Origin of the sequence: Pseudomonas sp. rhizo66, assembly GCF_031931925.1 — a bacterium.
Lineage (GTDB): Bacteria > Pseudomonadota > Gammaproteobacteria > Pseudomonadales > Pseudomonadaceae > Aquipseudomonas.
The window spans coordinates 179,241-205,421 of the sequence record NZ_JAUJWZ010000005.1 but is presented as its reverse complement, the minus strand read 5'-3'; the positions used below and the strand labels follow the sequence as shown (position 1 = coordinate 205,421).

Below are 26,181 nucleotides of genomic sequence, written 5' to 3'. Positions count from 1 at the left end.
TCGCAGACAGCCGTTACTTGATGTAAAGCTGGGTCGACATCGTGTTGCGTGGCGCGTTGATCGAGGTGTTGCTGAAGCTGAAGGTGCCTTCCTGCTTGCCCGCCAGATCGAAGGTATAAAGAGACCCGACGGTACTGCGCCCCGGGGTGCACTCGGTCAGGTTGCCATTATCAAAGGCACAGACCGGCGCTCGGGTGCCGTTCACCTCGAAACCATCCAGGGTGGCATGCGGCTGGCTCTGACCGTATCCGACTTCCAGCACATAGACCTTGATGCTCGGCCCGTTGTGATTGCATTGGGTCTGCGTCTGGCCATCACCGATGTCTTCCAGGCCACAGGCCGGCGATTGCACCTTGATCACCTTCACTTGGGTCAACGGCTGCGCCGAGGCCGCCAGCGCTACCGGAGCCACGGCCAGCAACGCTGCAATCAAACCCGAAACCTTCATCCAGCACCTGCTCATGCACTTCCCGCCCCGAAAAAATCAGCGCGCAGTATGGCGCAGTTGGCTTCAACGCAAAACTTCGCCGACGATCGACACCAACAACCGCCATATTCCTCACGCTGCTGGTATGATGCGCGGCTTTTTCCGGCCCACCACAATTTTCCAGGCGCTTGCGACGGTCTGTGCTTTGCTGTTGAGGTCGATACATTCACGGCGCCACGCGCGCCACGGGGAGCAGACATGCTGGAAAGGCTGTTTCAACTCAAGGCACACAACACCAACGTGCGCACCGAGATTCTCGCGGGCATCACGACCTTCCTGGCCATGGCCTACATTCTGTTCGTCAACCCGAGCATTCTCGGCGAGACCGGCATGGACAAAGGTGCGGTGTTCGTCGCCACCTGTCTGGCCGCCGCGATCGGTTCGACGATCATGGGCCTGATCGCCAACTACCCGATTGCCCTCGCTCCGGGCATGGGTCTGAACGCCTTCTTCACTTACACCGTGGTCCTGCACATGGGCCACACCTGGCAAGTGGCGCTGGGCGCGGTGTTCATCTCGGCGGTGTGCTTCTTCCTGCTGTCGATCTTCCGCATCCGTGAATGGATCATCAACAGCATTCCGCTGCCACTGCGTTCGGCGATTGCTGCCGGTATTGGTTTGTTCCTGGCGCTGATCGCCCTGCACAACGCCGGTATCGTGGTCAGCAATCCGGCGACCATGGTTGGCCTCGGTGACCTGAAACAGCCAGCACCGATTCTTGCCACCCTCGGTTTTGCCTTGATCGTTGCCCTCGAAGCGCTGAAAGTGCGCGGCGCGGTGCTGATCGGCATTCTGGCGGTGACCATCATCTCCATCGCCATGGGCTTCACCCCGTTCGGCGGCGTGACCTCGATGCCTCCATCACTGGCCCCGACTTTCATGCAACTGGACATCAAAGGCGCGCTGGACATCGGTCTGGTCAGCGTGATCTTCGCTTTCCTGTTCGTTGACCTGTTCGACAACTCCGGCACCCTGATCGGCGTCGCCAAGCGCGCCGGCCTGATGGGCAAGGACGGCCACATGCCGAAAATGGGTCGTGCGCTGATCGCCGACAGCACCGCGGCCATGGCCGGTTCGTTGCTCGGCACGTCGACTACCACCAGTTACATCGAATCCGCCGCTGGCGTGAGTGCGGGCGGCCGTACCGGTCTGACGGCCATCGTTGTGGCGATCCTGTTCCTGCTGGCGCTGTTCTTCTCGCCACTGGCGTCCAGCGTTCCGGCCTTCGCCACGGCACCGGCACTGCTGTTCGTCGCCGTGTTGATGACGTCGGGCCTGGCGGAAATAGACTGGGACGACATCACCGTCGCCGCGCCGGTCGTGGTCACCGCGCTGGCCATGCCGTTCACTTACTCGATCGCCAACGGCATCGCGTTCGGCTTCATCGCCTGGACCGTGATCAAGTTGCTGTCCGGCCGCGCTCGTGAGCTGAACCCGGCGCTGGTGATTCTGTCGATTCTGTTCGTGATCAAGTTGGGTTGGTTCAACGCATGACTTTCGATTCCCAGGCTTACGCCGAGCAACTTGAAGCCAAGGTCACGCGCTTGCGTGATCTGCTGGCGCCGTTCGATGCCCCCGAGCCGACCGTGTTCGACTCGCCGCTGCAGAACTTCCGTCTGCGCGCCGAATTCCGCCTGTGGCGCGAGGGCGGTGAGCGGCATTACGCGATGTTCTCCCAGGACGACAAACGCACGCCGATCCTCATCGAAGAGTTCCCGATCGCCAGCCTGCGCATCAATCAATTGATGCCGCAGCTGAAGGCGGCATGGCAGGCCAGTTCGGCGCTGAGCCACAAGCTGTTTCAGGTGGAGTTCCTGACCACGCTGTCCGGCGATGCGATGATTACCTTGTGCTATCACCGCCCGCTGGACGCGCACTGGCACGCGGCAGCCACGAAGCTATCGGCGGATCTCGGTGTCAGCATCATTGGTCGCTCGAAGGGCAAACGCGAAGTGCTGGGCCTCGATTACGTGGTCGAGAAACTTGAGGTCGGCGGCCGCACCTTCAGCTATCGCCAACCGGAAGGCGCGTTCACCCAGCCTAACGGCACGGTGAACCAGAAGATGCTCAACTGGGCGTACGAAGCACTGGGCGATCGCAGCGATGATTTGCTGGAGCTGTATTGCGGCAACGGCAACTTCACCCTGCCGCTCGCGACACGCGTGCGCAAAGTGCTGGCCACCGAAATCAGCAAGACCTCGGTCAACGCCGCCCTGAGCAACCTCAGCGAAAACGCTGTGGATAACGTCACGCTGGTGCGTTTGTCCGCCGAAGAACTGACCGAAGCGCTTAACGACGTGCGCCCGTTCCGTCGCCTGCAGGGTATCGACCTGAAGAGCTACGAATTCGGCAGCGTCTTCGTCGACCCGCCACGCGCCGGCATGGACCCGGACACCTGCGAGCTGACCCGCCGCTTCGATAACATCCTGTACATCTCCTGCAACCCGGAAACCCTGGCGGCGAACATCGCCCAGTTGCACGACACCCACCGAATCACCAAATGCGCGTTGTTCGACCAGTTCCCGTGGACGCATCACATGGAATCGGGTGTGCTGCTGACACGCCGTTGATTGCCGATGCCGGATACGAAAAAGCCGTCGTGATTGACGGCTTTTTTGTGGGCGCTTACAGCGCGGGATCGGCCTTGCGTGGGCGACCGCCCTTTTTGCCGTTGGCCCGTGCCGCGGCGGACTTTGCAGCACTGCTCTGACGACCGTTACGCGATGCAACCACCGACGCGGCCATCCTCATGAGTGACGGGCTTGCTGAAATCATCCCGGCAATGGAAACGTCGAGGTCTTTGCCCTCGTGGCACAGCGCAGTGCCTGCGAAACCGACGGTCAGCTCCTCGTAATCGCCCGCATCAAACCCGTCGAACTCTGGATACTGGTTCACCGGTAGCAACACACCACTGCCGTCCTCAAAACGGATGACCAGAGAAGATTTTTCGACGCGCACAGAAACCGCCTGCAAACTGCTGGCCTGTCGTGCTTCACCACGCTCTATCGCTGCATCGAGCATTTCTTCCGTCAGTGGGCGATGTACGGACGGCTTTACCTTGATGACTTTCATAAGTGGATTTCAACTCCTTCCAGTTTGCCGACCAATGTCAGAAGCACCTTGCTCTCTTCTGGCTCATAGCGCGCCGCAGCGATCCTGTAGGTCGTATCGGTAACCGCTTTCATCACGGGAACCTCGTTTGATTCGCAGTCCCACACCTGATTGTCGAGACAGACGGTTTGCAAGCCTGACCACCAGATCCCACGTGCGCGACGCAGATGAACAGGATGTCCGAGTGATCGACACAAGCCCTCCAGCACGGCCATCGGCGGTAGACGAGACAGCGGCACGACATCCCACAGATCAATGTCGTTGTGCCAGAAGCTGAACTGGAATCGCGCATTCCAGACGCCCGCATTCACATGAACGTGAGGTGGGCAGTGCTCATCCCGCAACATTACGCGTATCGACAATCCCTTGTAGCTGCATACCTTCATGCTAACCCATCCGTTAGGTTAATAAATTTCAGGATTCGATAATCCTTTCAAATCCGACGACCGGAGCTGCACAGCACGCGCTACTCCTCTCCACTCTCAGGCTAGCGCCGGCATGGGTCAGGAGTCGGTGAATCTCCAAGAGAAAACGTAAGCAAAGCTGTCGTTACGACTCGAACAACATTCAGTATGAAATGGCTTGCGTTCGATTACCGAACACAAAAAACCTGGGCTCAAGCACTTCAATTGACCGATGTAACCATCTGGTACATTTTATCTCCACAGGCTGAAACACTCGGCCAAAGCCAAAAACAATAAGTGGAGTTACCCCTCATGCCCCCTATCGTTCTGGTGCTCAACGGCCCGAACCTGAACCTGCTCGGCACTCGCGAGCCGGCGACTTACGGTCACGAAACCCTGGCGGATATCTCGGCGTTATGCGGTCGCGCGGCAGAAGAGTTCGGCCTGGCCGTGGAATTTCGCCAGACCAATCACGAGGGCGAACTGCTCGACTGGATTCACGCGGCCCGGGGCCGTTGCGCCGGAATCGTGATCAATCCGGCCGCGTGGACCCACACATCGGTGGCGATTCGCGACGCACTGGTGGCCAGTGAGTTGCCGGTGATCGAAGTGCACCTGTCCAACGTCCACGCCCGCGAGCCGTTCCGCCATCACTCGTTCGTCTCGGCCATAGCCACGGCAGTGATGTGCGGCTTTGGCAGCCATGGCTATCGCTTGGCACTGGAACATTTCAGCCAGCGGCTAAAGGGGTAACGCGCATGTCTCGCTCTAACGTAATACTCGCCGGACTGATCGGCGCTGGCATTCAGGCCTCGCGCACGCCGGCACTGCATGAGCACGAAGGTGATGCGCAAGGCATGCGCTATCTGTATCGATTGATCGATCTCGATCAGCTGAAAATTGACAGCACCGCCCTGCCCGATCTGCTGCTGGCGGCCGAGCGGATGAATTACACCGGGCTGAACATCACGTTTCCGTGCAAGCAGGCCATCATCCCGCTGCTCGATGAATTGTCGCCAGAAGCCAAGGGTATCGGCGCGGTCAATACGGTGGTGTTGAAGGACGGTAAACGTGTCGGCCATAACACCGACTGCCTTGGTTTCGCCGAGGGTTTTCGCCGGGGGCTGAAGGACGCTGCCCGTGCACGCGTAGTCCAGATGGGCGCTGGTGGCGCAGGCGCAGCAGTGGCCCACGCGTTGTTGAGCGAAGGCGTACAGCAACTGAGCATTTTCGATGTCGATCGTGAGCGCGCCGAGAGCCTTGCGAACAATCTCAATCAGCATTTTGGCTCGGGTCGCGCGGCGGCCGGGCGGGATCTGCCGGGCACGCTGAATCAGGCCGACGGCCTGGTCAACACTACGCCGATGGGCATGGCCAAACTGCCGGGCATGCCGGTGCCGGTCGAGCTGTTGCGCAAGGAGTTGTGGGTGGCGGAGATTGTGTATTTCCCGCTGGAAACCGAGCTGCTGCGCAATGCGAGAGCGCTGGGTTGCCGGACGCTGGATGGCGGCAATATGGCGGTGTTTCAGGCGGTGAAGGCGTTTGAATTGTTCAGCGGCGTGGCGCCGGATGCGCAGCGGATGCTCGCGCATTTTCAAAGCATGAATGGCTAAAAACCTGTGGGAGCGAGCCTGCTCGCGAAGGCGTACCTTCAGTCAACATACTTACTGACTGACACACCGCTTTCGCGAGCAGGCTCGCTCCCACATGGACGGTGTCAGGCCTGCAGATAACGCAACACCGACTCGCAAATCATCTCGCGATGCCGCTGCTTGATGCTTTCATCCGGCAGATCGATCTGAAAGATCTCGCCAAACGTGTGCCGGTTCGACACGCGGTAGAAACAGAACGAACTGATCAACAAATGCACATCCAGCGCATCCAGCCCCGCACGGAAAACACCCTCAGCAGCACCACGACGCAGAATCTCGCCGAGTGAATCGAGGATGGTGTTGTTCATCGCCTTGATCGCGTCGGAACGCTTAACGAATTCGGCGTTGTGGATGTTTTCGATGCTGACGATGCGCACGAAATCGACGTTGCGGTCGTGGTGATCGAAGGTGAACTCGACCAATCGCCGAATCGCCTCCACCGGCGGCAACTCCGCCAGGTGCAAACGGTTTTCGGTGCTGCGGATATCGCCGTAAAGCTTCTCCAGGACCTCGACGTACAACTGCTCCTTACTGCCGAAGTAGTAATAGATCATGCGTTTGGAGGTATGGATACGCTCGGCAATTGCGTCGACGCGGGCACCCGACAAACCTTGCTGGACGAACTCGACGATCGCCTCCTGCAAAATGTTCTCGCGGGTCTTTTCCGGGTTGTTCTTGCGACTCTTGCGCGGCTCTACAGCGGATACGACAGGAGCTGCGGAAAGTTCTGGATTTATTGTCATTGCGGGCTCACGGCCATCACTGCACAGGTTGGCGATTATGGGCTGCGCTGCACAGTGAAGGAAGTCACGCGGCCCGTGTTTGATCCCGCGTTTACGAATTTCCTACAACTTCGCCTGGCGCACGGCGCCGCTGCGTGATTTGGCCATCGCCGCCAGACGCACCGCAACGTTCGCCGCGCCGTAGCCGGCATAGCCGTTCTTGCGCTGGATGATCTCGAAGAAGAAGCGCCCTTCGAACGGTTCGGTGTAGACGTGAAACAGCTCACCGCCTTGGGCATCACGGTCGTAGAGCACGTTGTAATACGCCAGCTCACTGAGAAACTCGTCGTCGAAATCGAAGCGCGCAGCGAGGTCGTCATAATAGTTGAGCGGGATATCCAGCAGCGGCACGCCGGCCTCTTTGGCGCGACTGACTTCGGCGAAGATGTCGTCACAATCAAAGGCGATGTGGTGCACACCGGAACCGCGATAACTCGACAGCGCGTGGGAAATGGCGGTATTGCGGTTCTCGGAAATGTTCAGTGGCAAACGGATCGAGCTGTCGCGACTACGCAAGGCACGGCTCTTCACCAGACCATACGGGTCAGGCAATACCACTTCGTCATCCGCCTCGAAATCCAGCAGGCTCTTGTAGAACAGCACCCAACTGTCGAGGCTGTCGGCCGGCAACGCCATGGCCATGTGATCGATGCGTTTCAAACCGCCACGGGCCGCAGCGTCCGGCAACAGATTGAAGTCGGTGCCGTAGACATCAGCCTCCTCATCCACCAGATAAATCAGGCTGCCATCCGGCGCACGCACCGCTGCCAGTTCCAGTTCGTTAGGGCCGACCAGACCACGATAGGGCTGACCTTTGTAAGCGACAGCGCGGGCTAACGCACTGGCGCTGTCCTTGACCCGCACAGCCGTGGCACACAGCGACGGGCCGTGAGCCTCGAAGAAGCTGTGAGCGAATGAATACGGTTCGGAGTTGAGAATCAGGTTGATATCGCCCTGGCGCAACAGGCTCACGCTCTTGGAGCGATGTTGCCCGGCCTTGACGAAACCGAGGCGTTCGAGCCAATGACTGAGTTTGGCGCCGAGTGCTTCGTCGACGGCAAACTCGAGAAACTCGATGCCGTTGTACTCGCTGGCTTTCGGTGTTTCGAACAGGATTTCGCGGTTGGCCACAGGCGCCACTTCCTGCTCCAGGCGCTGACGGGTCTTTTCTTCCAGATACAGCAGCGAGCGCAAACCGTCCGCAGCATTGGCCCGTGGCGGCGCGGCGCGGAAACCGTCGTTGAAGATTTCCAGCGACAGCGGCCCGGTGTAGCCACTCTGGATGATCGGCGCGAGGAAACCCGGCAGATCGAATTCGCCCTGCCCCGGGAAGCAACGGAAATGCCGGCTCCACTCCAGCACATCCATGGCCAGGATCGGCGCGTCGGCCATTTGCACGAAGAAGATCTTGTCGCCGGGAATGTCGGCGATTGCGCGCGGATCGCCCTTCAGCGACAAGGTATGAAAGCTGTCGAGCAACACGCCCAGGCTCGGGTGATCGGCCTGCCGCACGATGTCCCAGACCTGTTGATACGTGTTCACATGCCGGCCCCAGGCCAGCGCCTCGTAACCGATGCGCAAACCGCGCGCGCCGGCATGTTCGGCCAGCAGGCGCAGGTCATCGACGAGGATTTGCTGATCACCGACGCTGTCGGCCGAGGCGTTACTGCAGACCAGCACCAGGTCAGTGCCCAGTTCCTGCATCAGGTCGAACTTGCGTTCGGCCCGCTCGAGATTGCGCGCCAGCCGATCACGGCGGCAGCCTTCGAAATCACGGAACGGCTGAAACAGGGTGATGGCGATGCCGAGATCGGCGCACATCTGTTTAATTTCCCGCGGACTGCCGTCGTAGTACAAGAGGTCGTTTTCGAAAATCTCCACCCCGTCGAACCCGGCGGCGGCGATGGCTTCGAGTTTTTCCGGCAGGGTGCCGCTCAAGGAAACGGTGGCAATGGAACGCTGCATGTTTCAACTCCCGGACTGCGCCGCTTTAATATAGGAGCTGCCGAAGACTGCGATCGTTTGATCCTGAAAAGCAAAGATCGCAGCCTTCGGCAGCTCCTACACAGGATGATTTTTATAGTGGGGGAAATTATTGGCTGCATCGATCGTGGCAGCAATTTAAAGTGTACTACCCGGTTAGTTTTGCGTGCGATTATCGAACACAATGGCGGTTTGGCGAATTGACGATTTTTCGTCCACTGCCCAACATCGACCGCACATTGAGTCCGGATCTGAACCACCGGTCGCAGCGTGCAAGTAACAAGCACACCAAATAACAAATCCAAAAACGGGTGGAACACATGATTCCTTCACAGACTTCCCGCATGGCCCCGGCCATGAGCACTGCCACGGGTGGCATTGGCGACAAGATCCGCGGCGCCATGGCCGTCGGCAAAACCCGTTGGGGCATGCTGGCGCTGGTGTTTTTCGCCACTACCCTGAACTATATCGACCGCGCCGCCCTCGGCGTCATGCAGCCGATCCTCGCCAAGGAAATGAGCTGGACGGCGATGGATTACGCCAACATCAACTTCTGGTTTCAGGTCGGCTACGCGATCGGTTTCGTCCTGCAAGGTCGCTTGATCGACCGGGTCGGCGTCAAGCGCGTGTTCTTCTGCGCCGTGCTGCTCTGGAGCCTGGCTACTGGCGCTCATGGTCTGGCAACCTCAGCCGTTGGCTTTATGGTCTGCCGCTTTATCCTCGGTCTGACTGAAGCGGCCAACTACCCGGCCTGCGTGAAAACCACGCGTCTGTGGTTCCCGGCCGGCGAACGTGCGGTCGCCACCGGCATCTTCAACGCCGGCACTAACGTCGGTGCGATGTTCACGCCGATGCTGCTGCCACTGGTTCTGCACGTCTGGGGCTGGCAAGCGGCATTCCTGTGCATGGCGGCGCTGGGCGGGATCTGGTTGCTGTTCTGGGGCTTGAAGTACTTCAACCCGGAAGATCACCCGAGCGTGAAACAGTCCGAGCTGGACTACATCCAGCAAGAAGTCGAACCGGAACAGGCCCGCGTGCCGTTCTCGAAAATCCTGCGAATGCGCGGCACCTGGGCCTTCGCCCTCGCCTACTCGCTGACCGCGCCGGTGTTCTGGTTCTACCTGTACTGGCTGCCGCCGTTTCTCAATCAGCAATACAACCTGGGCATCAACGTCACCCAGATGGGTATTCCGTTGATCATCATCTACGTTACGGCCGACTTCGGCAGCGTCGGTGGCGGCATTCTGTCTTCGTTCCTGATCGGTCGCGGGATGAATTCGATCAAGGCGCGGCTGCTGTCGATGTTCCTGTTTGCCTGCTGCATCATCGGCGTGATCATGGCCGCCGGCTCTGCCAACCTGTGGGTGGCGGTGGCCGCGATTTCTCTGGCCATCGGTGCGCATCAGGCGTGGACGGCGAACATCTGGAGCCTGGTGATGGACTACACGCCCAAGCACATGATGAGCACGGTGTTCGGTTTCGGTGGTATGTGCGCAGCGATTGGCGGGATGTTCATGACCCAGATCGTCGGCCACATCCTCACCGTGACCAACAACAACTACACCGTGTTGTTCACCCTGATTCCGGCGATGTACTTCATTGCGCTGACGTGGATGTACTTCATGGCACCGCGCAAGATTCCTACCGTCACCGAGTAACCTGCCTACACACCACTCCCTCGTAGGAGCTGCGGCACGCTGCGATCTTTTGATCTTGATTTTGAAGATCAAAAGATCGCAGCCTCGTTTCACTCGTCAGCTCCTACACGGGTTGCTGTTTTCTGCTCTGTTGCCACGCTGCCGCCAGTCCACTGCAACAGATCACCGCAATGCCAATCACCGTCAACAGACTCGGCGTGTGGTTGAACAGCAGCCAGCCCAACAACCCGGCAAACACGATCTGGCAATAACCGAACGGCGCCAGCAGCGCTGGTGCGGCATGGCGAAACGCCTGGGTCAGAAACAAATGCGCGGTCATCCCGCAACTGCCCAGCGCCAGCATCAACCCGGCATGGGTCAACGTCGGCACCTGCCAGAAGAACGGCACCAGTGCACTCATCACCAGCGTGTTGCATAACCCGGCGAAAAAGTTGCTGGTGGTCGGGCTGTCGACTTCGGCGAGCTTGCGGGTCAGCAACTGATAGAAGCAGAAAAACAGCGCCGAGCAGAATGGCAGCAATACCGCCGGGGTGAACAACTCACCGCCGGGATGGACGATGATCAGCACGCCGACAAAGCCGCAGATCACCGCGATCCATTGACCACGCGTCACCCGCTCTTTGAGCAGCGGCACGGACAAGGCTGTCACCAAAACCGGCGCGAGAAAGTTGACCGCTGTGGCTTCCGCCAACGGGATGTACAGCAACGCCGTGGTGAAAAACAGGCTGGTGCCGAGCAGGCAGAGTGCCCGAACCAACTGCCATAACGGCTTCTTGGTGCGCAGGACGCGCAATCCGGATTGCGGCAGAAAAATCCCCGCCATCAACAGCGTGTGCACCACATAACGTGCCCACACCACCATCACGATCGGATAGAACCCAGACAGATACTTCGACAGCGCGTCATGGCTGGAGAACAGAAAGGTCGCCACGACAATCAGCATGATCCCTTTGAAGGGTTGGTTGACTCCGGAAAGCGGGGTGCTGACAGTCATTGGCTATCTCTGAAGAAAACAAACTGAGGAAAGATCCCAAGCAACAATCTAGAACCCGGTTCCAGATCCCGACACCCACCAACAATAAAAGTGTGCGAACAGCGCACAACTTTGCAACCGCAGGCGAAGCGGGGCCAAGTGAACTCAGGTTAGACGAACAGCTCCGAAGCCAGACTCGCAGCGGACAGCTCCTCAGTAAACCTGAGCAGCAATGGTGCCAACTCATGCAGCCTCGCCCCCGGCATCCGCGCACTCGGCCCGGCGATGCTCAGCACACCGACCACCCGCCCGTCAGCGGGATGGCGCACCACCGCCGCAATCGCCGACGTCCCCACCGCCGAACTTTCTTCGACACAGGCATACCCCAACTCGCGCGCGACCCGAAGAAGCTCGAGCAATTCGATATTGGAGCGCGGCGCATTCGGCCCGATGTCCGCCGGCACCTCGGCGCCCTGGCGTTCAACCAGCGACAATGCCTCGGCATCGCTCATGCACGCCAGCCACGCATGGCCCGACGCGGTGTAGAACAGCGGCGCATCGCGGCCCATGTCCGGGTCGTAACGCAAACCACTGCGTGCGCCCTGAGACTTGGCGATCCAGGTCTGACGTTCGCCATCGATAACACCCAGACGCACCAGCTCGCCGGTTTCCTGAGCCAGGCGATCGAGCACCGGCTGCACGATATCGGCGCCGCTGCTCGACAGGTAACGAAAACCCATCGCCACCAGTTTGGTCGACAAGTGATAACGCAAAGTCTCCGGGTTCTGCCGCACGTAACCGAGTCGTGTCAGTTCGGCGAGCAAACGGTGCGTCGCACTTTTCGGGATGTCGATCTGCTCGGCGAGCGTCTGCAACGCCAATCCACGGGGCTCACTGGTGAGGTTTTCCAGCACGCTGAAAACCCGTTCGATTTGACTGCCGGCCATAGTGAGATCTCAGTTAAATTTGGTGAATTCTAGAATATGCACAATACAAAGCAAAATATGGAACCCGGTGAACATTTCACAAATTATCTTTGTTGAATGGAATTCACTGAACACAACGGGTTCTTACCCGTCGACTGGGCTGCGGGCGTACGAATAGACGGACGACCGGACTGGCGCCACACTCACACAACAGCAACACTCATCACCACCCGATACACACAGAGGATTCCCACATGCTATGGAAAAAAGGCCGACGCAGTGACAACGTCGTCGATGCCCGTGGTGATGATGCCGGCGGTGGCGGCGGCATGCGCTTCGGCGGCGGCAAGGGCCTGAGTCTGGGGGCTATCCTGCTGATCGTCGGTATCGGCTGGATCACCGGACAGGATCCGCTGCAGATTCTCGGTCAGCTCGCCGGGCAATCGACACAACAATCGGCGCCGACCTCGCAAACCCGCCAGGCTCCACCGGCCAACGATGAACAGGCCGAATTCGTGCGCTCGATCCTCGGCGATACCGAAGACACCTGGGGTGCGATTTTCCAGCAGGCCGGGCGCCAATATAAGGACCCGACCCTGGTGCTGTTCAGCAATCGAGTGAATTCTGCCTGCGGTCTGGCGACCTCGGCCACCGGCCCGTTCTACTGCCCGGCAGATCAGAAGGTCTATCTGGACATGGCGTTCTTCCAGGAAATGGCCCAGCGCTTCAAAGCCGCTGGCGACTTTGCTCAGGCCTACGTGATCGCTCACGAAGTCGGACACCATGTGCAGACACTTCTCGGCGTCTCGGCGAAAATTCAGACAGCCCGCCAGCAAGGTCGGCAGATGGAAGGCGATGGCGGCCTGCTGGTGCGTCAGGAATTGCAGGCCGACTGCCTCGCCGGCGTCTGGGCCTACAGCGCACAGAAGCGCTTGAACTGGCTGGAACCGGGCGATATCGAAGAGGCCTTGAATGCGGCCAACGCCATCGGTGATGATCGCCTGCAACAACAGGGTCAGGGCCGTGTGGTGCCGGACTCGTTTACCCACGGTACGTCGGCGCAAAGGGTGCGCTGGTTCAAAACCGGATTCGCGCAGGGCCAGGTCGGCCAGTGCGACACCTTCGCGGCGAAAAACCTGTAAATGCATAAATGGCTTTTGGCGTTACTGATCGTTGGCAGCACCGCGCACGCCGCAGGTGTCGATGCGATCAGCCCCGGTCGTTTGCAATTCAAGGCCGGGGAAATGGCGGTGGGCATCGGTCCTGCGCCGGAGAAGATCGAGCGCGTGCTGATCGTCATTCATGGCCGGTTGCGCAACTCGGAAACCTATCGCAAAAGCGCCGAGAGCGCCGCCGAACTGGCAGGACAAAGCGCGCACACGCTGGTGATTGCGCCGCAGTTTCTCAATCAAAGCGATGTCGCGCTGTACTCGCTCCCCGCCACGTTGCTGCGCTGGCAAGGCAACGAGTGGATGGGCGGCGGCTTATCCACAGGGCCGAATCCGTTGAGTTCCTATGCTGCGCTCGATGAGATCGTCGGACGGATCAGCGATCGCAAACAGTTTCCCGACGTCAAGCAGATCGTGATCTTCGGGCACTCCGGCGGCGGCCAGGTGGTGCAGCGTTATGCCCTGCTCGCCAAGGAGCAGCCGGCACTGAAAGCCAACGGCATTCGCCTGCGCTATGTCGTCGCCAACCCATCGTCGTACGCCTATTTCAATGAGCAACGGCCAGTGGCGTTCGATCACGCCAAGTGCGCGGGTTTCAATCGCTGGAAGTATGGTCTGTCAGACATGCCGGTGTATGCCGGTGGGCAAACGCCGTTGCAGCTTGAGAGCAGTTACATCAAACGCGAGGTGATTTATCTGCTTGGGCAGCAGGACATCGATCCCAATCATCCAGCGCTGGACAAGCGCTGTGAAGCCGAGGCGCAGGGTGCGTATCGCCTGGAGCGTGGCAAGTTGTACTTCGGCTATTTGCTGCGTCGGCATCCGGAAGGGGTGAATCAGCGACTGGTGGAAGTGCCCGGGGTCGGGCATAACGGTGATGGAATGCTGACCTCGCCGGAGGGGCAGAAGGCGTTGTTCGAATAAGTCCTGTATTGAATGATCTGGCCTCATCGCTGGCAAGCCAGCTCCCACAGTGGGTTGTGTCGCATACATTTTGCATTCACTGAAAATCCCTGTGGGAGCTGGCTTGCCAGCGATGAGGCCAGATCAAACAACCGAAATGTCAGGTAAACAACATCCTGCGCAACTCGACACAATCCTTCGCATGCCAATCGGTCAACTCAGGCCAAGGGTTTTCCGGCACATTCACCAACACCGTCCGCGCCCCCGCCGCTCGCCCGCAGTCCAGATCAAAACGGTAATCACCGACCATCACCATATCGCTGGCCGGCACAGCCCAGGCCTCTGCCAACTTCAACAGTCCACCCGGATGCGGCTTCGGCGGCGCTTCATCGCGGCCCAACACATCGTCCACCGCAAAGCAGTCGGCCAGGCCAATCGCTTGCAGCGTCACATGCGCCAATTCCCGCGCATTGCGGGTCAGAATGCCGAGGCGGTAACCGCGCGCGTGCAGGTCACGCACCAGCTCCACCGCCCCGGTCGCCGGGGTCGACCCCAGCGCCAGATCCCTTTCGTGTTCCAGCAGCCAGGCGTGTTTCGCCGCCGCCTCGTCCGCCGGCAATGCCGCGAGATGAGTGAGGATGTCGTCCTCCGGCGGAATCGCCAGTGCCACGCGAATCGCCGCAAAGTCATGCACGGCGACGGTCAGCGTGCCGTCCATGTCGAACACCCAATGCTTCACCTCTTGCAGGCTCATGCCCAATCCTTGCGATGGCGGATCAGGCCTTCCTGCGTCACCGAGGCGACCAGTTGCCCGGCGCGGTTGTACACGCTGCCACGGGAGAATCCACGGGAATTGCCGGCCCACGGACTGTCCATCGCGTAGAGCAACCAGTCATCGGCGCGCAGATCGTTGTGGAACCACAGTGCGTGATCAAGGCTGGCGACCTGCATGTCTTTCTGCCAGACCGATTTGCCGTGGGGCAGCATCGAGGTGGTCAGCAGGCCGAAGTCCGAGGCGTAGGCCAGCAGGTATTTGTGCAGCGCCGGAATGTCGGCCAGTGCGCCATCGGCACGGAACCACACATATTTGATCGGATCCGCCGGTTGCGGGTTGTACGGGTCTTTTTCGGTGACCGGGCGTACTTCGATCGGTTTCGGGCACAGCAGTTTTTCACGCATGTGCTCGGGGATCAGGTGCGCGCGTTGCTGGGTCAACTCCAGCTCCGAAGGCAGGTTTTCCGGACCGACCACCACCGGCATCTGGCTCTGGTGCTCAAAGCCCGCCTCGTCGTATTGAAACGATGCGCTACAAGTGAAAATCGGATGGCCCTTCTGGATCGCCGTGACGCGGCGAGTGCTGAAACTGCCGCCATCGCGCACGCGATCAACCGAGTAGACCACCGGCAACTTGGCATCGCCCGGACGCAGGAAATAGCCGTGCATCGAATGCACATGACGCGCTTCTTCAACGGTCTGACTGGCCGCCGACAGCGACTGACCCAGCACCTGGCCACCAAACAACTGACGGAACCCAAGATCCTGGCTACGGCCACGGAACAGGTTTTCTTCGATCGGTTCCAGGGTCAGCAGGTCGACCAGATCTTCCAACACTTGGCTCATTCAGACTCTCCTCACACAACGCTTTGCCGCGCAGTCTTGGCTGCGGCGGCCGATTCAGATTCTGGCGCGGGCCAATGATTTGGCGGCCATTGTAAACGTCCGTGTCGGCTTATCCATGCAAGGTTTGCAGCCATTGTTCGCGGCTGATGCGGTACAGCACATGCCGGCGCAGCGGATGATCGGCGGCTAGCTTGGGGTGATCGAAATCATCTTCCGGGGCGTGGTGCATGCCGATCGCCTGCATGACTTTCTCCGAGGGCAGATTGGATTGCGCGGTGAAGGAGACGATCTCCTTTAGCGCCAACCGATCAAAGCCGCAGCGCAGAGCAGTCCACGCCGCTTCACTGGCGTAACCCAGGCCCCAATGTTCCTTGGCCAGGCGCCAGCCGATTTCCACTGCCGGGGTGAATGGTGCATCAAAACCGACCACGCCCAGGCCGGTGAAACCGATGAATTCGCCGCTGTCCTTGCGCTCAAGCGCCCACAGGCCAAACCCGTGCTCGGCAAAATGCCCGCGCACACGGCCGATCATCGACGCGCTTTCCAGACGACTCAACGGTGCCGGAAAATAGCGCATCACCTGAGGATCGGCGCACATCGCGGCAAATGCCGGCAAATCCTCGTCTTGCCACTGACGCATCAGCAAGCGCGCGCTTTCGAGTTCCAGTATCGGCTCCATCATGCCCCTCCGTTTCCATGCCGCAAGTCTACATCGCTGGTAGGATCCTTCACTCTTTCCTACGTTCCTACATGAAACCGCCATGCCACTGCCGCTGATCTACCACGAAGACTACAGCCCCGAGTTTCCGGCGGATCACCGCTTCCCGATGGACAAGTTTCGTCTGCTGCGCGATCACCTGGTCGACAGCGGTCTGACCCGCGACGCTGATCTGCTGCGCCCGGAGATCTGCCCCAACGACATCCTCGCCCTCGCCCATGACCGTGCGTATATCGAACGCTACATGAGCGGCGAGTTGTCCCGCGAAGACCAACGGCGCCTTGGCCTGCCGTGGAACGAAGCCTTGGCGCGGCGTACGGTGCGCGCAGTCGGCGGTTCGATTCTGGCAGCGGAAAAAGCCCTGGAGCATGGACTGGCCTGTCACTTGGCGGGCGGCACCCACCATGCGCATTACGACTATCCAGCGGGATTCTGCATCTTCAATGACTTGGCGATCATCAGCCATTACCTGCTGCAAAGCGGGCGGGTGAATCGCGTGCTGATCTTCGATTGCGATGTGCATCAGGGCGACGGCACCGCGCGAATCCTGCATGACACGCCGGAGGCGATTACCGTTTCCCTGCACTGCGAGAAGAATTTCCCTGCACGCAAAGCGCAAAGCGACTGGGACATCCCGCTGCCCAAAGGCATGGGCGACGCTGATTACTTGAAAGTGGTCGATGACACGCTCAACTATTTGCTGCCGCTGTATCAACCGGATCTGGTGCTGTACGACGCCGGTGTAGACGTGCACAAGGACGATGCCCTCGGTTATCTGCAGTTGACCGACGCAGGCGTCGCCGCCCGCGATGAAAGCGTGATGCGTCATTGTCTGGGCCGCGACATTCCGGTGATGGGCGTGATCGGCGGTGGCTACAGCAAGGATCGCCACGCCCTCGCCCGCCGCCACGGCATCCTCCATCACAGCGCGCAGCGGGTCTGGCAGTCACACGGTTGTCATTGAGTTGTGCTGCGTTACCCACAATCGCTGTGGAACGGCCTGTGGATAACCTGAGTGAAAGGGACTACAGGCCATGCCAATTGCGGCCCACAGAACACTGGCTATTTTTTAACCAGATACTGAATCCACCAAAATCCTACTGTGGGAGCGAGCCTGCTCGCGAAGGCGTCGGTACACTCAACATTTCACTGACTGACCCACCGCTTTCGCGAGCAGGCTCGCTCCCACAAGGATCTCCCACATTGGTTTGCGCTGTTAGAATGCGCGCCTTATCCCGCCATACCGCAGCGCAGCCATGAACCAGACTTCCGCCTCCTCCCCCGCTCACGTCGCCATCATCGGCGGTGGCCCTGCCGGCCTGATGGCCGCCGAAGTGCTGAGCCAGGCCGGAATCCGCGTCGATCTCTACGACGGCATGCCCTCGGTGGGCCGCAAGTTCCTGCTGGCCGGTGTCGGCGGCATGAACATCACCCACTCCGAAGCCTATCCGGCATTCCTCTCGCGCTATGCCGAGCGCGCACCGCAGATCGCACCGTTGCTGCGCGGCTTCGACGCCGATGCGTTGTGCACATGGATTCACGATCTGGGTATCGAAACTTTTGTCGGTAGCTCCGGCCGGGTTTTTCCTACGGACATGAAAGCCGCGCCACTGCTACGCGCCTGGCTCAAACGCCTGCGCGACAGCGGCGTAGTTATCCACACCCGCCATCGCTGGCTCGGTTGGGATGAACACGGCGCGCTGCGGATCGACAGCCCGGAAGGTGAAATCACCGTAAAACCCGACGCCACCCTGCTCGCCCTCGGCGGCGGCAGCTGGGCGCGCCTCGGTTCCGACGGTGCGTGGATGTTGCCGCTGGAACAACGCGGTGTAGGACTGGCGCCGTTGCAGCCAAGCAATTGCGGCTTCGAGGTGCAGGCCTGGAGTGAATTGATGGTGAGCAAATTCGCCGGCGCACCGCTGAAAAATATCGCCATCGGCTTGAACGACGATGTACCGCGCTTGGGCGAATGTGTAATCACCGCTACAGGAATCGAGGGCAGTCTGATTTATGCGCTGTCGGCGCCGATTCGTGAGGCGATCAATCAGCAAGGCGCGGCGGTCATTCACATCGATCTGCTGCCCGGCCGACCTGTGGATAAAGTGCAGGCAGCGTTAAGCAAGCCACGCGGTTCGCGGTCAATGGCCAAGCATCTGCACAGTCAGGTCGGGATTGATGGGGTGAAAGCGGCGTTGTTGCGTGAGTTGACTGATGCGGCGACGTTTGCTGATCCGACGCTGTTGGCGCGGGCGATCAAAGCGTTGCCGCTGACTCTGGTCAGAACGCGGCCATTGGACGAGGCGATCAGTAGTGCCGGGGGCGTGACGTTTGAGGCGATGGACGAACGCTTGATGATCAAGGCGTTGCCGGGGGTGTTCTGCGCGGGCGAGATGCTTGACTGGGAAGCGCCAACGGGCGGTTATTTGCTGACGGGATGCTTTGCCAGTGGGCGGGCGGCCGGGTTGGGAATTGTGCAGTGGCTGAAAAGCTAAACCCTCACCCCAGCCCTCTCCCAGAGGGAGAGGGAGCCGACCGAGGTGTCTGGCGTCCAACATCGACCTGAAACACCGAGTCGATTATGGATTCAACCCTGCAAGATCAGGTCGGCGTATTTCGAATATCCAACTCGGTCAGTCCCCTCTCCCTCCGGGAGAGGGTTAGGGTGAGGGGCTTTTGACTTTAAGGTTTGCGCTTGCGCGGCCCGGTATTGAACACCGGCACTTTACGCACAGGCTTGATCGAAGGCTCCGGCGCCTGCGTCTCGCCGCTGTCGACCCACTTGCCCAGATTGCGCTTGCCGCCACCACCTGAAGCTTTCGGCTTCTTCGGTTTCTTCGGCTTCTTGATCACCTGACCGCTGGCATCGGTATCCGGCACGCGGTGTTCAGGCTCGAAATCCGGCTCGTTCTGACGCTTCAAGGTCTGGCGAGTCAGCATTTCAATCGCCGACAACATGTTCACTTCATCCGCGCACACCAGCGAGATCGCCTCGCCCGTCGCGCCCGCACGCCCCGTGCGGCCGATTCGGTGAATGTAGTCCTCAGCCACAATCGGCAAGTCGAAGTTGACCACCAGTGGCAGATCTTCGATATCCAGACCCCGTGCAGCCACGTCGGTGGCCACCAGAATCTGCACTTCGCTGAGTTTGAAACGGTCCAGCGCACGCTGACGGGTCGCCTGCGGTTTATCACCATGGATGCCGTCGGCATTGACACCGAGGCCCTGCAGTTTTTCCACCAGTGCATCAACGCCGTTGCGGGTCTTGGCAAACACCAGCACCTGCTTCCACTTGTTCTTGCGCATCAGGTGCACGAACAGCTCGGCCTTGCGCTTCTTGTCCACCGTCACTACCCATTGCTTGACGGTGTTGGCCGCGACGTTGCGCGGGCTGACTTCAATGCTCAGCGGATCGTTAAGCATCTGCCCGGCCAGCAGGCGGATATCATCGGAGAAAGTCGCGGAGAACAGCAGCGTCTGACGTTTCTTCGGCAACATGCGGTAAATGTTCGCCAGTTCTTCGGAGAAGCCCAGGTCGAGCATACGATCGGCTTCATCCAGCACCAGAGTCTGCAATTGATCGAGTTTCAGCGCGTTCTGGCGGAACAGGTCGATCAGGCGACCGGGCGTGGCGACCAGCACATCGACCCCGCCGCGCAACTTCATCATCTGCGGATTGATGCTGACACCGCCGTAAACCGCATAAGTGCGCAGCGGCAGGTTTTCGGCGTACTGGCGCACAGACTCATGAACCTGCTCGGCCAGCTCGCGGGTCGGCACCAGAATCAGCGCACGCGCCGAATTGGCAGCGACTTTCGGCCCTTCCATGGCCAGCAACTGCAACAGCGGCAAAGCGAAACCGGCGGTCTTGCCGGTGCCGGTCTGTGCGGCAGCCATCAGGTCACGACCGGCCAGCACGGCCGGAATGGCTTGCGCCTGAACCGGCGTCGGGGTCTGGTAGCCGAGCGTCTCGAGAGAGCGCAGCAAGGGTTCGATCAGGCCAAGGGAGGCGAAAGTCATGGGAGTACCGTAGGAAAAAATAACGCAGGCATGCAATGGCGCGCAGTTTACCCTAATTCGTACGCGTTTCTGTGGGAACGGCTGTCGACACCACGACTGGTGGCAGTGCCGGCCGACGCCACTGCGGCAAGCCAATCAACACCACAGCGCTGATGATCACCAGCATCGCCAAGGCTTCTTCGATGCCAATGGTCTCGCCGACAAACACGATCCCGAGCAACACCGCCACCGCCGGGTTGACGTAGGCATAACTGGTCGCGGCTGCCGGACGCACGTGCTTGAGCAGGTACATATAAGAGTTGAAGGCGATGATCGAGCCGAAGAAGATCAGGTACGCCAGCGCCAGCCAGCCCTCAATCGGTGGCAGCGCCTGCAGGTGTTCACCGCTCGCCGCACTGCCAATCAGCAGCACCACACCGCCGACCAGCATCTCTACCGCACTGGCCATCGCGCCTTGGGGCAACGGCAGATGTTTGCTCCATACCGAACCGAACGCCCAGGTCGCCGCCGCAAAAATCAGCAACGCCGCACCCATCGGACTCGATTGCAGGTTGGAGCCCATGTTGAGCATGGCGATGCCGATAATCCCCAACGCCACCCCGGCCCATTCCAGTCGGGTATTACGCGCGCCCCAGAAATATCCACAGAGCAACGTGAACAATGGCACCGTCGCCACCGCCAATGCCGCAACACCGGAAGCCACGCCGGTATGCTCGGCCACGCTTACCGCGCCATTACCGAAACTGAGCAGCAAAATGCCGATGATCCCCGCCGCTTTCCATTGCGCCCAAGTCGGCGCCGGCGCCCCGCGCCAGCGCAGGAAGGCATACATCAGGCTGCCGGCGATCACGAAGCGCACCCCGCCGAGCATCAGCGGCGGCCAGTATTCGACGCCAATGCGGATCACCAGATAGGTCGATCCCCAAATCACATACAACGCAAAAAACGCGGCGATCAGCGGCAAGGAAAAACGGCGCAAGGCAGGCATGGGCAGCTCGAAAGTCAGGCTCGGTGGATGGATTATTCTAGAAAGGCGCACGAGCAAAAATAAGTTACAAAACCTGTTTATAGCGCCGGTACACTTTAGAAAACACGGAGATCGGCGGGATAAACCACGATTTCGAAAGTCTGGCATTTTCAGGAGTCCGGCCTTGGACAAATACGACCGCATGCTGCTCAGCGCCCTGCTCGAAAACGGCCGTGCGTCCTACGCCGACCTCGCACGCAAAGTGAACCTCTCCGCCCCGGCCGTCGCCGAGCGCGTAGCCAAGCTAGAGGCAGCCGGGGTGATCACCGGGTATGAGGCGAAAATCGACCTGTCGAAAATCGGCCTGCCGATCCAGTGCATGATCGAATTGCGCCTGCACCAGAACGGCAGCCAGAAGGTCTACGACGAACTGGTGAAAATTCCGCAACTGACCGAGTGCTTCCGAGTGACAGGCGATCCGTGCGTGATGATGAAAGCCGCGGTGGGTTCGATGACGGAGCTGGAGGAGTTGATCAATCGGGTAGCGAAGTTCGGCTTCAGCAAAACCTCGATTGTATTGTCGAGTGCCATCGAAAAGCGTGTGCCGCTCGGCCAGATCGAAAACAACGGCAAATCCTGAGAACGATGATGCCCCGTGTGGGAGCGAGCCTGCTCGCGAAAGCGGTGTATCAGACAACATCAATGTTGAATGGAAAACCGTATTCGCGAGCAGGCTCGCTCCCACAGGGGTTGTGTACTGGATTGGGAATCAGCGATAGCGCTGCAGGTGTTCGATGACTTTCGCGGCAGGGACTTTCTGCAACTTGCACAGCAGGTCGTGCGATAGCTCGCTGACACCGTGCTTGTGCCGTAACTCTTCCGTCAGATGCGCCATCAGATTGGCCGCCATCTCGGCATCGGCCATGGCCCGGTGAGCCTGGCCGGTATGCGGCAAACGCGCAAACGTGGTGAGCGTACCGAGCTTGTGATTCGGCGCCGCCGGCATCAACCGCCGGGCCAACAGCAGCGAACAGGCAAAGTTCTGCAACCGCGTGCGTTTGATCCGTCCCAGTTCAAAGTCCCAGAACTTCTGGTCGAACGAGGCGTTGTGTGCGACCAGCGGCGTGCAGCCGACAAACTCATTGACCTCTTCCATCACCCGTTCGGCCAGCGGCGCGGTGCGCAGCATGGCGTTGCTGATACCGGTCAGTTGCTCGATAAACGCAGGGACGCGCACGCCGGCGTTCATCAGGCTCTGGTAACGCTCGACGATGCGGCCGTTTTCCAGCATGACCACGGCGATTTCCGTGGCGCGGCAGCTGCTGTTCGGCGACAGGCCGGTGGTTTCAAAGTCGATGACTGCAATGCGTTCCAAACCGGGTGGTACTCCGTCAAATCAATTCTTTAGAAGCAGCGCGCCTTCAATCGGCACGTAACGGCTGGCGGCGCGGATCAGCGAGTTGGCGGTGAGGCCGGGCACGCCGTAGGCGACCGCTTGCACGCCGTGTTTGCTGATGATGCGTTCGAGCAGCATGTCGAAATCACCGTCACCGGAGGCCAGGACGATTTCGTCGACGTGGTCGGCGGCGTCCATGATGTCGAGGGTGATGCCTACGTCCCAGTCGCCCTTGGCCGAGCCGTCGCTGCGCTGGATGTAGGGCTTGAGCTTCACCGTGAAACCGAGGTTGCGCAGGATCTGCTGGAATTGCTGCTGCTTGCTGTCGCCGCGGTCGATCGCGTAGGCGTAGGCCTCGACGATCTGCCCGTCCTTGCTGATGTCGGCCCACAATGCGGCGTAGTTGAAGTGACAACCATAGGCCTGACGCACGGTGTAGTAGAGGTTCTGCACGTCGGCGAACACTGCGATTTTTTTCACCGGAGTTCCTGTGGGCGCGCAAGCGCGCGAAGCGGGATCAGGCGCCTGGCCCGAAAAAGGCGCCCAGTATGCCAGTCCGAAGGAAGGTTCCGCGAATAATCGGCCCGGAGCCCTCAGGGGCTCCGGACGAATGGTGAATCAGACGAAGGAATCGTCATCATCAAAGAACGAGGAGTTGTCGTTGCCGTAGTCGGTGTCGGTGAACCCGCCCTGGTCATTGCCGGAGAAGCCGTTATCGGCCACACGCTGATCATCGCCCCAGCCATTGTTGCTCTGGTCCGCGACTTGCGCCGGCTCTTCCTTGATCACTTCAACGATTTCTTCCGGCTGCTGGTTGTGATGGAACAGGCTGCTGATGCCCTGTGCCAGCATCACGCCACCCGCGACACCGGCAGCGGTTTTCAAGGCGCCGCCAAGGAAACTGCTGCCGGCTGCCGGAGCCGCTTGCTGCGCATAATTAGGCGGCGCTGCGCCGAAGTTCTGCTGTGGCGCCGGGGCGGCATAATTCTGCTGCGGTGCCGGTTCGCGCCAGCCGCCAGTCGAGGCCGGGGCACTCTGGGTCGGCGCCGGACGCGGGCTGCCACCGAAAATACTCGACAGAAAACCACCGCCGCCGCTCGGCGCGGGTGCCGCACTCTGCGCCTTGGCCGATTGCAGTTCGGCCTGCAACTGCTGAACCTGTTGAGTCAGTTGCTTGTTCTGCTCGTCGAGGCTCTTGAGCGCAGCCTCTTGCACCAGAATCGCCTGGGTCATGAAATAACCTGCCGCCGGCTGGCGGGTCAGGTGTTCCTTGATCCGCGCCTCGGCCTGGGCATCGCGCGGGGCTGCCTCCGTTTCGGCCTGTTGCAGCCGGGAAAACAGTCCATCGATCAGGGTTTGCTCTTCGCTGTTCATGGCGACCTCGTAGATTGCCGGGGATAACGTTGCCCTCGTCCACTGTGGACAAGGTGCTCTCCCGTAATGGAGACAGTGACAGGATGTTTCAATGAGCTTTACCGAATGTTTACGTTTGTGTCGCGCCAGCCATCATCGGTTAAAGTGAGCCACTGTTTTCGACCTGCGATACCGACTGATGAATGCCCTCGAAGTACTGCGCGACTCTCTGTATTTTTTCAAACGCCATTTGGGCAGCATCGTGCGGTTGTGCCTGCCGCTGGTGATTTTCGAAGCGTTTCTGCAACAAGTGGTCGATCACGCCAGCGGGCCGGAAAACATTTCGGCGATCAGTATCGTCGTCGGTCTGCTGGTGTATCCGCTGTACACCGCGGCGCTGATCCTCTTTCTCGATGCGCGCAGCCGTGGCGAGGCGCCGCGCAACCGTGATCTGCTGGCGATGGCCGCCACCCTGTGGCCGCGTTTCGCCCTGCTCACGGCGCTGAACACCTTGCTGATTCTGTTGGGCCTGTCGCTGTATTTCCTGCCAGGCCTGATGTTGATGGTGATGCTCGCGTTCGGCGAATACCTGCTTGTGCTGCGCGGCATGGGGCCATTGCAGGCGATGAAAGAAAGCCTGCGCCTGACCCGCGGGCATTTCTGGCGGATCCTGCTGTGCATTCTCTGTGTGATGACGCCGCTGTGGTTGCTCAAAGGCGCGACGCTGGCGGTGTACCCCGAGCCGCAAAACCCGGTGATCGCGATACTGATCGACAGCGCTCACAGTTTCCTGCAACTGTTCACCAGCGTGGTGTTGTTCCGCCTGTTCATGTTGATCAGCGAATTGCCTGACAAACGTGACAGAGTAATCTGACCGCTCTGCGCTTGGGCTTCGAGACAGCCGTCAGGTATGCTCGGGGCCACTTTCTGTAACGCCATAAGCCGAGCCATGACCCGCCTACTGCGCTACACCCTGTTGCTTGTCGTGCTCGCCATCGTCGTGATCGGCGGGTTGATGTTCAGCCTGACCTGGCGCCCGGACGCCCGCGAAACCCTGCCGGTCAGTTGCACGGGAACGCCACCGACGCTGGTGCCGGGCCAGGCAGTGAAAGTCATGACCTGGAATGTGCAGTACCTCGCCGGCAAACGCTACGTGTTCTGGAATGATCTGGCCCAGGGCAGTGATGAAGCGCCGACCCTGGAAGACATGGCTTTCAGCCTCGACGAAGTGGCGCGGGTGATCCGCGATGAGCAGCCTGATGTGGTGCTGTTGCAGGAACTGGATGACGGCGCCAAGGCCAGCGACTATCAGGATCAGCTGAAGCTGTTGCAGGAACGCGTGGCCGACCTCTATCCATGCAGCGCCAGTGCGTTCGACTGGAAAGCCGAATTCGTCCCCGATCCGCATATTTACGGCAGCGTCGGGCGACAACTGGCGACCCTGAGCCGCTACCGCATCGAGCACGCCGAACGCTTGCAATTGCCGGTGGCCTCCGCCAATTTCATCAGCCGTCAGTTCCAGCCGAAAGATGCTTTGCTCGCGACCAAACTGCCGCTGAGTGACGGCGGGCAACTGACCGTGTTCAACACGCATCTGGAGCGTGCCAGCCAACCGGACGACACCTCGCTCGCGCAGGTAACCGCAGTCGCCAAGGTGCTCGACAAATACGAGAGTCAGGGCCTACCGTGGTTGATCGGCGGCGACTTCAACCTGTTGCCGCTAGGCCAGTATCGTCGCCTCCCCGCCGAACAGCGCACGCCCTATTCCGCCGACAGCGAGCTGCATCTGCTGTGGGACAAGTACCCGATGATCCCGACCAACAACGAAGCCAGCGGTATCGACCGTGCGCAGTGGCTGACCCACTACCCCAACGACCCCGGCCTGAATGGCCCGGATCGTACGGTCGACTATCTGTTCTACAGCCCGAAAATCAAGCGGGTCGAAGCGAAGGTGCGCCAGGACGATACGTTGCGCATTTCCGATCACCTGCCGGTGATTGCGCGGTTCCTCCTGCCCGCCGCTCCGTAATTCCTGTAGGAGTGAGCCTGCTCGCGATAGCGC

27 protein-coding genes are annotated in these 26,181 nt (G+C 60.0%); 12 read left to right on the top strand and 15 right to left on the bottom strand.

The features are described 5' to 3' along the window. Positions 1 to 13: 13 nt before the first annotated feature. Positions 14 to 463: a DUF4879 domain-containing protein gene (locus tag QZR14_RS08290; protein WP_250607185.1), complete on the bottom strand. Its 450-nt coding sequence runs from the start codon at positions 461 to 463 to the stop codon at positions 14 to 16. Between the two features lie 222 nt (positions 464 to 685). On the opposite strand from QZR14_RS08290, the gene QZR14_RS08285 reads away from it, so the two are divergent. Next, positions 686 to 1,981 (top strand): NCS2 family permease, encoded by a 1,296-nt coding sequence (locus QZR14_RS08285; RefSeq protein ID WP_250607186.1) that lies wholly within the window; start codon positions 686 to 688, stop codon positions 1,979 to 1,981. Continuing rightward, entirely contained in the window at positions 1,978 to 3,057 is a 1,080-nt protein-coding gene (trmA, locus tag QZR14_RS08280) for a tRNA (uridine(54)-C5)-methyltransferase TrmA (protein ID WP_250607187.1), read from the top strand. The genes QZR14_RS08285 and trmA overlap by 4 nt, the downstream gene beginning before the upstream one ends. A 55-nt stretch (positions 3,058 to 3,112) precedes the next feature. Here the strand turns inward: trmA and QZR14_RS08275 are convergent, their stop codons facing one another. Further along, positions 3,113 to 3,559, bottom strand: coding sequence for a DUF2442 domain-containing protein (locus QZR14_RS08275; RefSeq protein WP_250607188.1), 447 nt, complete (start codon positions 3,557 to 3,559; stop codon positions 3,113 to 3,115). Continuing rightward, positions 3,556 to 3,984, bottom strand: coding sequence for a DUF4160 domain-containing protein (locus QZR14_RS08270; protein ID WP_311996302.1), 429 nt, complete (start codon positions 3,982 to 3,984; stop codon positions 3,556 to 3,558). The genes QZR14_RS08275 and QZR14_RS08270 overlap by 4 nt, the downstream gene beginning before the upstream one ends. Before the next feature lie 330 nt (positions 3,985 to 4,314). On the opposite strand from QZR14_RS08270, the gene aroQ reads away from it, so the two are divergent. Together aroQ and QZR14_RS08260 are read left to right on the top strand one after the other, a co-directional pair. Beyond that, complete coding sequence (gene aroQ, locus QZR14_RS08265; RefSeq protein WP_102899935.1) at positions 4,315 to 4,755, top strand: type II 3-dehydroquinate dehydratase; 441 nt, start codon at positions 4,315 to 4,317, stop codon at positions 4,753 to 4,755. A gap of 5 nt (positions 4,756 to 4,760) precedes the next feature. Next, on the top strand, positions 4,761 to 5,615 hold the full coding sequence (locus tag QZR14_RS08260) for a shikimate dehydrogenase (RefSeq protein WP_311996301.1): 855 nt from the start codon (positions 4,761 to 4,763) through the stop codon (positions 5,613 to 5,615). A 104-nt stretch (positions 5,616 to 5,719) separates the two neighbouring features. On the opposite strand, the gene QZR14_RS08255 is transcribed toward QZR14_RS08260, so the two are convergent. Both QZR14_RS08255 and quiC read right to left on the bottom strand, forming a co-directional pair. Further along, entirely contained in the window at positions 5,720 to 6,397 is a 678-nt protein-coding gene (locus tag QZR14_RS08255; protein ID WP_250607191.1) for a TetR/AcrR family transcriptional regulator, read from the bottom strand. A 102-nt stretch (positions 6,398 to 6,499) separates the two neighbouring features. Continuing rightward, positions 6,500 to 8,401: a 3-dehydroshikimate dehydratase QuiC gene (gene quiC / locus QZR14_RS08250; RefSeq protein WP_311996300.1), complete on the bottom strand. Its 1,902-nt coding sequence runs from the start codon at positions 8,399 to 8,401 to the stop codon at positions 6,500 to 6,502. A gap of 338 nt (positions 8,402 to 8,739) precedes the next feature. Between quiC and QZR14_RS08245 the strand changes: the two genes are divergently transcribed. Further along, entirely contained in the window at positions 8,740 to 10,077 is a 1,338-nt protein-coding gene (locus tag QZR14_RS08245) for an MFS transporter (RefSeq protein ID WP_095125472.1), read from the top strand. 103 nt (positions 10,078 to 10,180) lie between these two features. Here the strand turns inward: QZR14_RS08245 and QZR14_RS08240 are convergent, their stop codons facing one another. Further along, complete coding sequence (locus QZR14_RS08240; RefSeq protein WP_250607193.1) at positions 10,181 to 11,071, bottom strand: DMT family transporter; 891 nt, start codon at positions 11,069 to 11,071, stop codon at positions 10,181 to 10,183. Between the two features lie 149 nt (positions 11,072 to 11,220). Further along, on the bottom strand, positions 11,221 to 11,997 hold the full coding sequence (locus tag QZR14_RS08235) for an IclR family transcriptional regulator (RefSeq protein WP_250607194.1): 777 nt from the start codon (positions 11,995 to 11,997) through the stop codon (positions 11,221 to 11,223). A gap of 233 nt (positions 11,998 to 12,230) precedes the next feature. On the opposite strand from QZR14_RS08235, the gene ypfJ reads away from it, so the two are divergent. Both ypfJ and QZR14_RS08225 read left to right on the top strand, forming a co-directional pair. After that, positions 12,231 to 13,118, top strand: coding sequence for a KPN_02809 family neutral zinc metallopeptidase (gene ypfJ / locus QZR14_RS08230; protein ID WP_311996299.1), 888 nt, complete (start codon positions 12,231 to 12,233; stop codon positions 13,116 to 13,118). Continuing rightward, positions 13,119 to 14,069: an alpha/beta hydrolase gene (locus tag QZR14_RS08225; protein WP_250607196.1), complete on the top strand. Its 951-nt coding sequence runs from the start codon at positions 13,119 to 13,121 to the stop codon at positions 14,067 to 14,069. Between the two features lie 139 nt (positions 14,070 to 14,208). Here the strand turns inward: QZR14_RS08225 and QZR14_RS08220 are convergent, their stop codons facing one another. The 3 genes from QZR14_RS08220 to QZR14_RS08210 form a co-directional block, all read right to left on the bottom strand. Next, positions 14,209 to 14,802, bottom strand: coding sequence for an HAD family hydrolase (locus tag QZR14_RS08220; RefSeq protein ID WP_311996298.1), 594 nt, complete (start codon positions 14,800 to 14,802; stop codon positions 14,209 to 14,211). Next, positions 14,799 to 15,668, bottom strand: a complete 870-nt coding sequence (tesB, locus tag QZR14_RS08215; RefSeq protein WP_095048747.1) for an acyl-CoA thioesterase II — start codon at positions 15,666 to 15,668, stop codon at positions 14,799 to 14,801. Before tesB ends, QZR14_RS08220 begins: the two co-directional genes overlap by 4 nt. A 109-nt stretch (positions 15,669 to 15,777) precedes the next feature. Then, positions 15,778 to 16,347, bottom strand: a complete 570-nt coding sequence (locus tag QZR14_RS08210) for a GNAT family N-acetyltransferase (RefSeq protein WP_250607198.1) — start codon at positions 16,345 to 16,347, stop codon at positions 15,778 to 15,780. A gap of 82 nt (positions 16,348 to 16,429) precedes the next feature. On the opposite strand from QZR14_RS08210, the gene QZR14_RS08205 reads away from it, so the two are divergent. Together QZR14_RS08205 and QZR14_RS08200 are read left to right on the top strand one after the other, a co-directional pair. Beyond that, on the top strand, positions 16,430 to 17,350 hold the full coding sequence (locus tag QZR14_RS08205; protein WP_250607199.1) for a histone deacetylase family protein: 921 nt from the start codon (positions 16,430 to 16,432) through the stop codon (positions 17,348 to 17,350). Positions 17,351 to 17,642: 292 nt separating this feature from the next. Continuing rightward, positions 17,643 to 18,878, top strand: coding sequence for a TIGR03862 family flavoprotein (locus tag QZR14_RS08200; RefSeq protein WP_250607200.1), 1,236 nt, complete (start codon positions 17,643 to 17,645; stop codon positions 18,876 to 18,878). 187 nt (positions 18,879 to 19,065) lie between these two features. Here the strand turns inward: QZR14_RS08200 and QZR14_RS08195 are convergent, their stop codons facing one another. After that, positions 19,066 to 20,403 carry a DEAD/DEAH box helicase gene (locus QZR14_RS08195; RefSeq protein WP_250607872.1) on the bottom strand — a complete coding sequence of 446 codons (1,338 nt, stop codon included), beginning with the start codon at positions 20,401 to 20,403 and terminating at the stop codon, positions 19,066 to 19,068. Positions 20,404 to 20,455: 52 nt separating this feature from the next. Then, entirely contained in the window at positions 20,456 to 21,391 is a 936-nt protein-coding gene (yedA, locus tag QZR14_RS08190) for a drug/metabolite exporter YedA (protein WP_311996297.1), read from the bottom strand. Positions 21,392 to 21,554: 163 nt separating this feature from the next. On the opposite strand from yedA, the gene QZR14_RS08185 reads away from it, so the two are divergent. Beyond that, positions 21,555 to 22,010: an Lrp/AsnC family transcriptional regulator gene (locus QZR14_RS08185; RefSeq protein ID WP_311996296.1), complete on the top strand. Its 456-nt coding sequence runs from the start codon at positions 21,555 to 21,557 to the stop codon at positions 22,008 to 22,010. Positions 22,011 to 22,139: 129 nt separating this feature from the next. On the opposite strand, the gene QZR14_RS08180 is transcribed toward QZR14_RS08185, so the two are convergent. From QZR14_RS08180 to QZR14_RS08170, 3 genes are all read right to left on the bottom strand, one after another. Then, positions 22,140 to 22,745: a 3'-5' exonuclease gene (locus QZR14_RS08180; protein WP_311996295.1), complete on the bottom strand. Its 606-nt coding sequence runs from the start codon at positions 22,743 to 22,745 to the stop codon at positions 22,140 to 22,142. Positions 22,746 to 22,766: 21 nt separating this feature from the next. Beyond that, positions 22,767 to 23,246 (bottom strand): LabA-like NYN domain-containing protein, encoded by a 480-nt coding sequence (locus QZR14_RS08175; RefSeq protein WP_007949802.1) that lies wholly within the window; start codon positions 23,244 to 23,246, stop codon positions 22,767 to 22,769. Between the two features lie 138 nt (positions 23,247 to 23,384). Further along, a complete protein-coding gene (locus QZR14_RS08170) occupies positions 23,385 to 24,140 on the bottom strand; it encodes a DUF2076 domain-containing protein (RefSeq protein ID WP_311996294.1) in 756 nt (251 codons plus the stop codon). Between the two features lie 178 nt (positions 24,141 to 24,318). Here QZR14_RS08170 and QZR14_RS08165 point away from each other — a divergent pair, with 178 nt between their 5' ends. Beyond that, on the top strand, positions 24,319 to 24,993 hold the full coding sequence (locus QZR14_RS08165) for a YciC family protein (protein ID WP_034153797.1): 675 nt from the start codon (positions 24,319 to 24,321) through the stop codon (positions 24,991 to 24,993). A 75-nt stretch (positions 24,994 to 25,068) separates the two neighbouring features. Then, positions 25,069 to 26,148 (top strand): endonuclease/exonuclease/phosphatase family protein, encoded by a 1,080-nt coding sequence (locus QZR14_RS08160; RefSeq protein WP_311996293.1) that lies wholly within the window; start codon positions 25,069 to 25,071, stop codon positions 26,146 to 26,148. Positions 26,149 to 26,181: the final 33 nt, after the last annotated feature.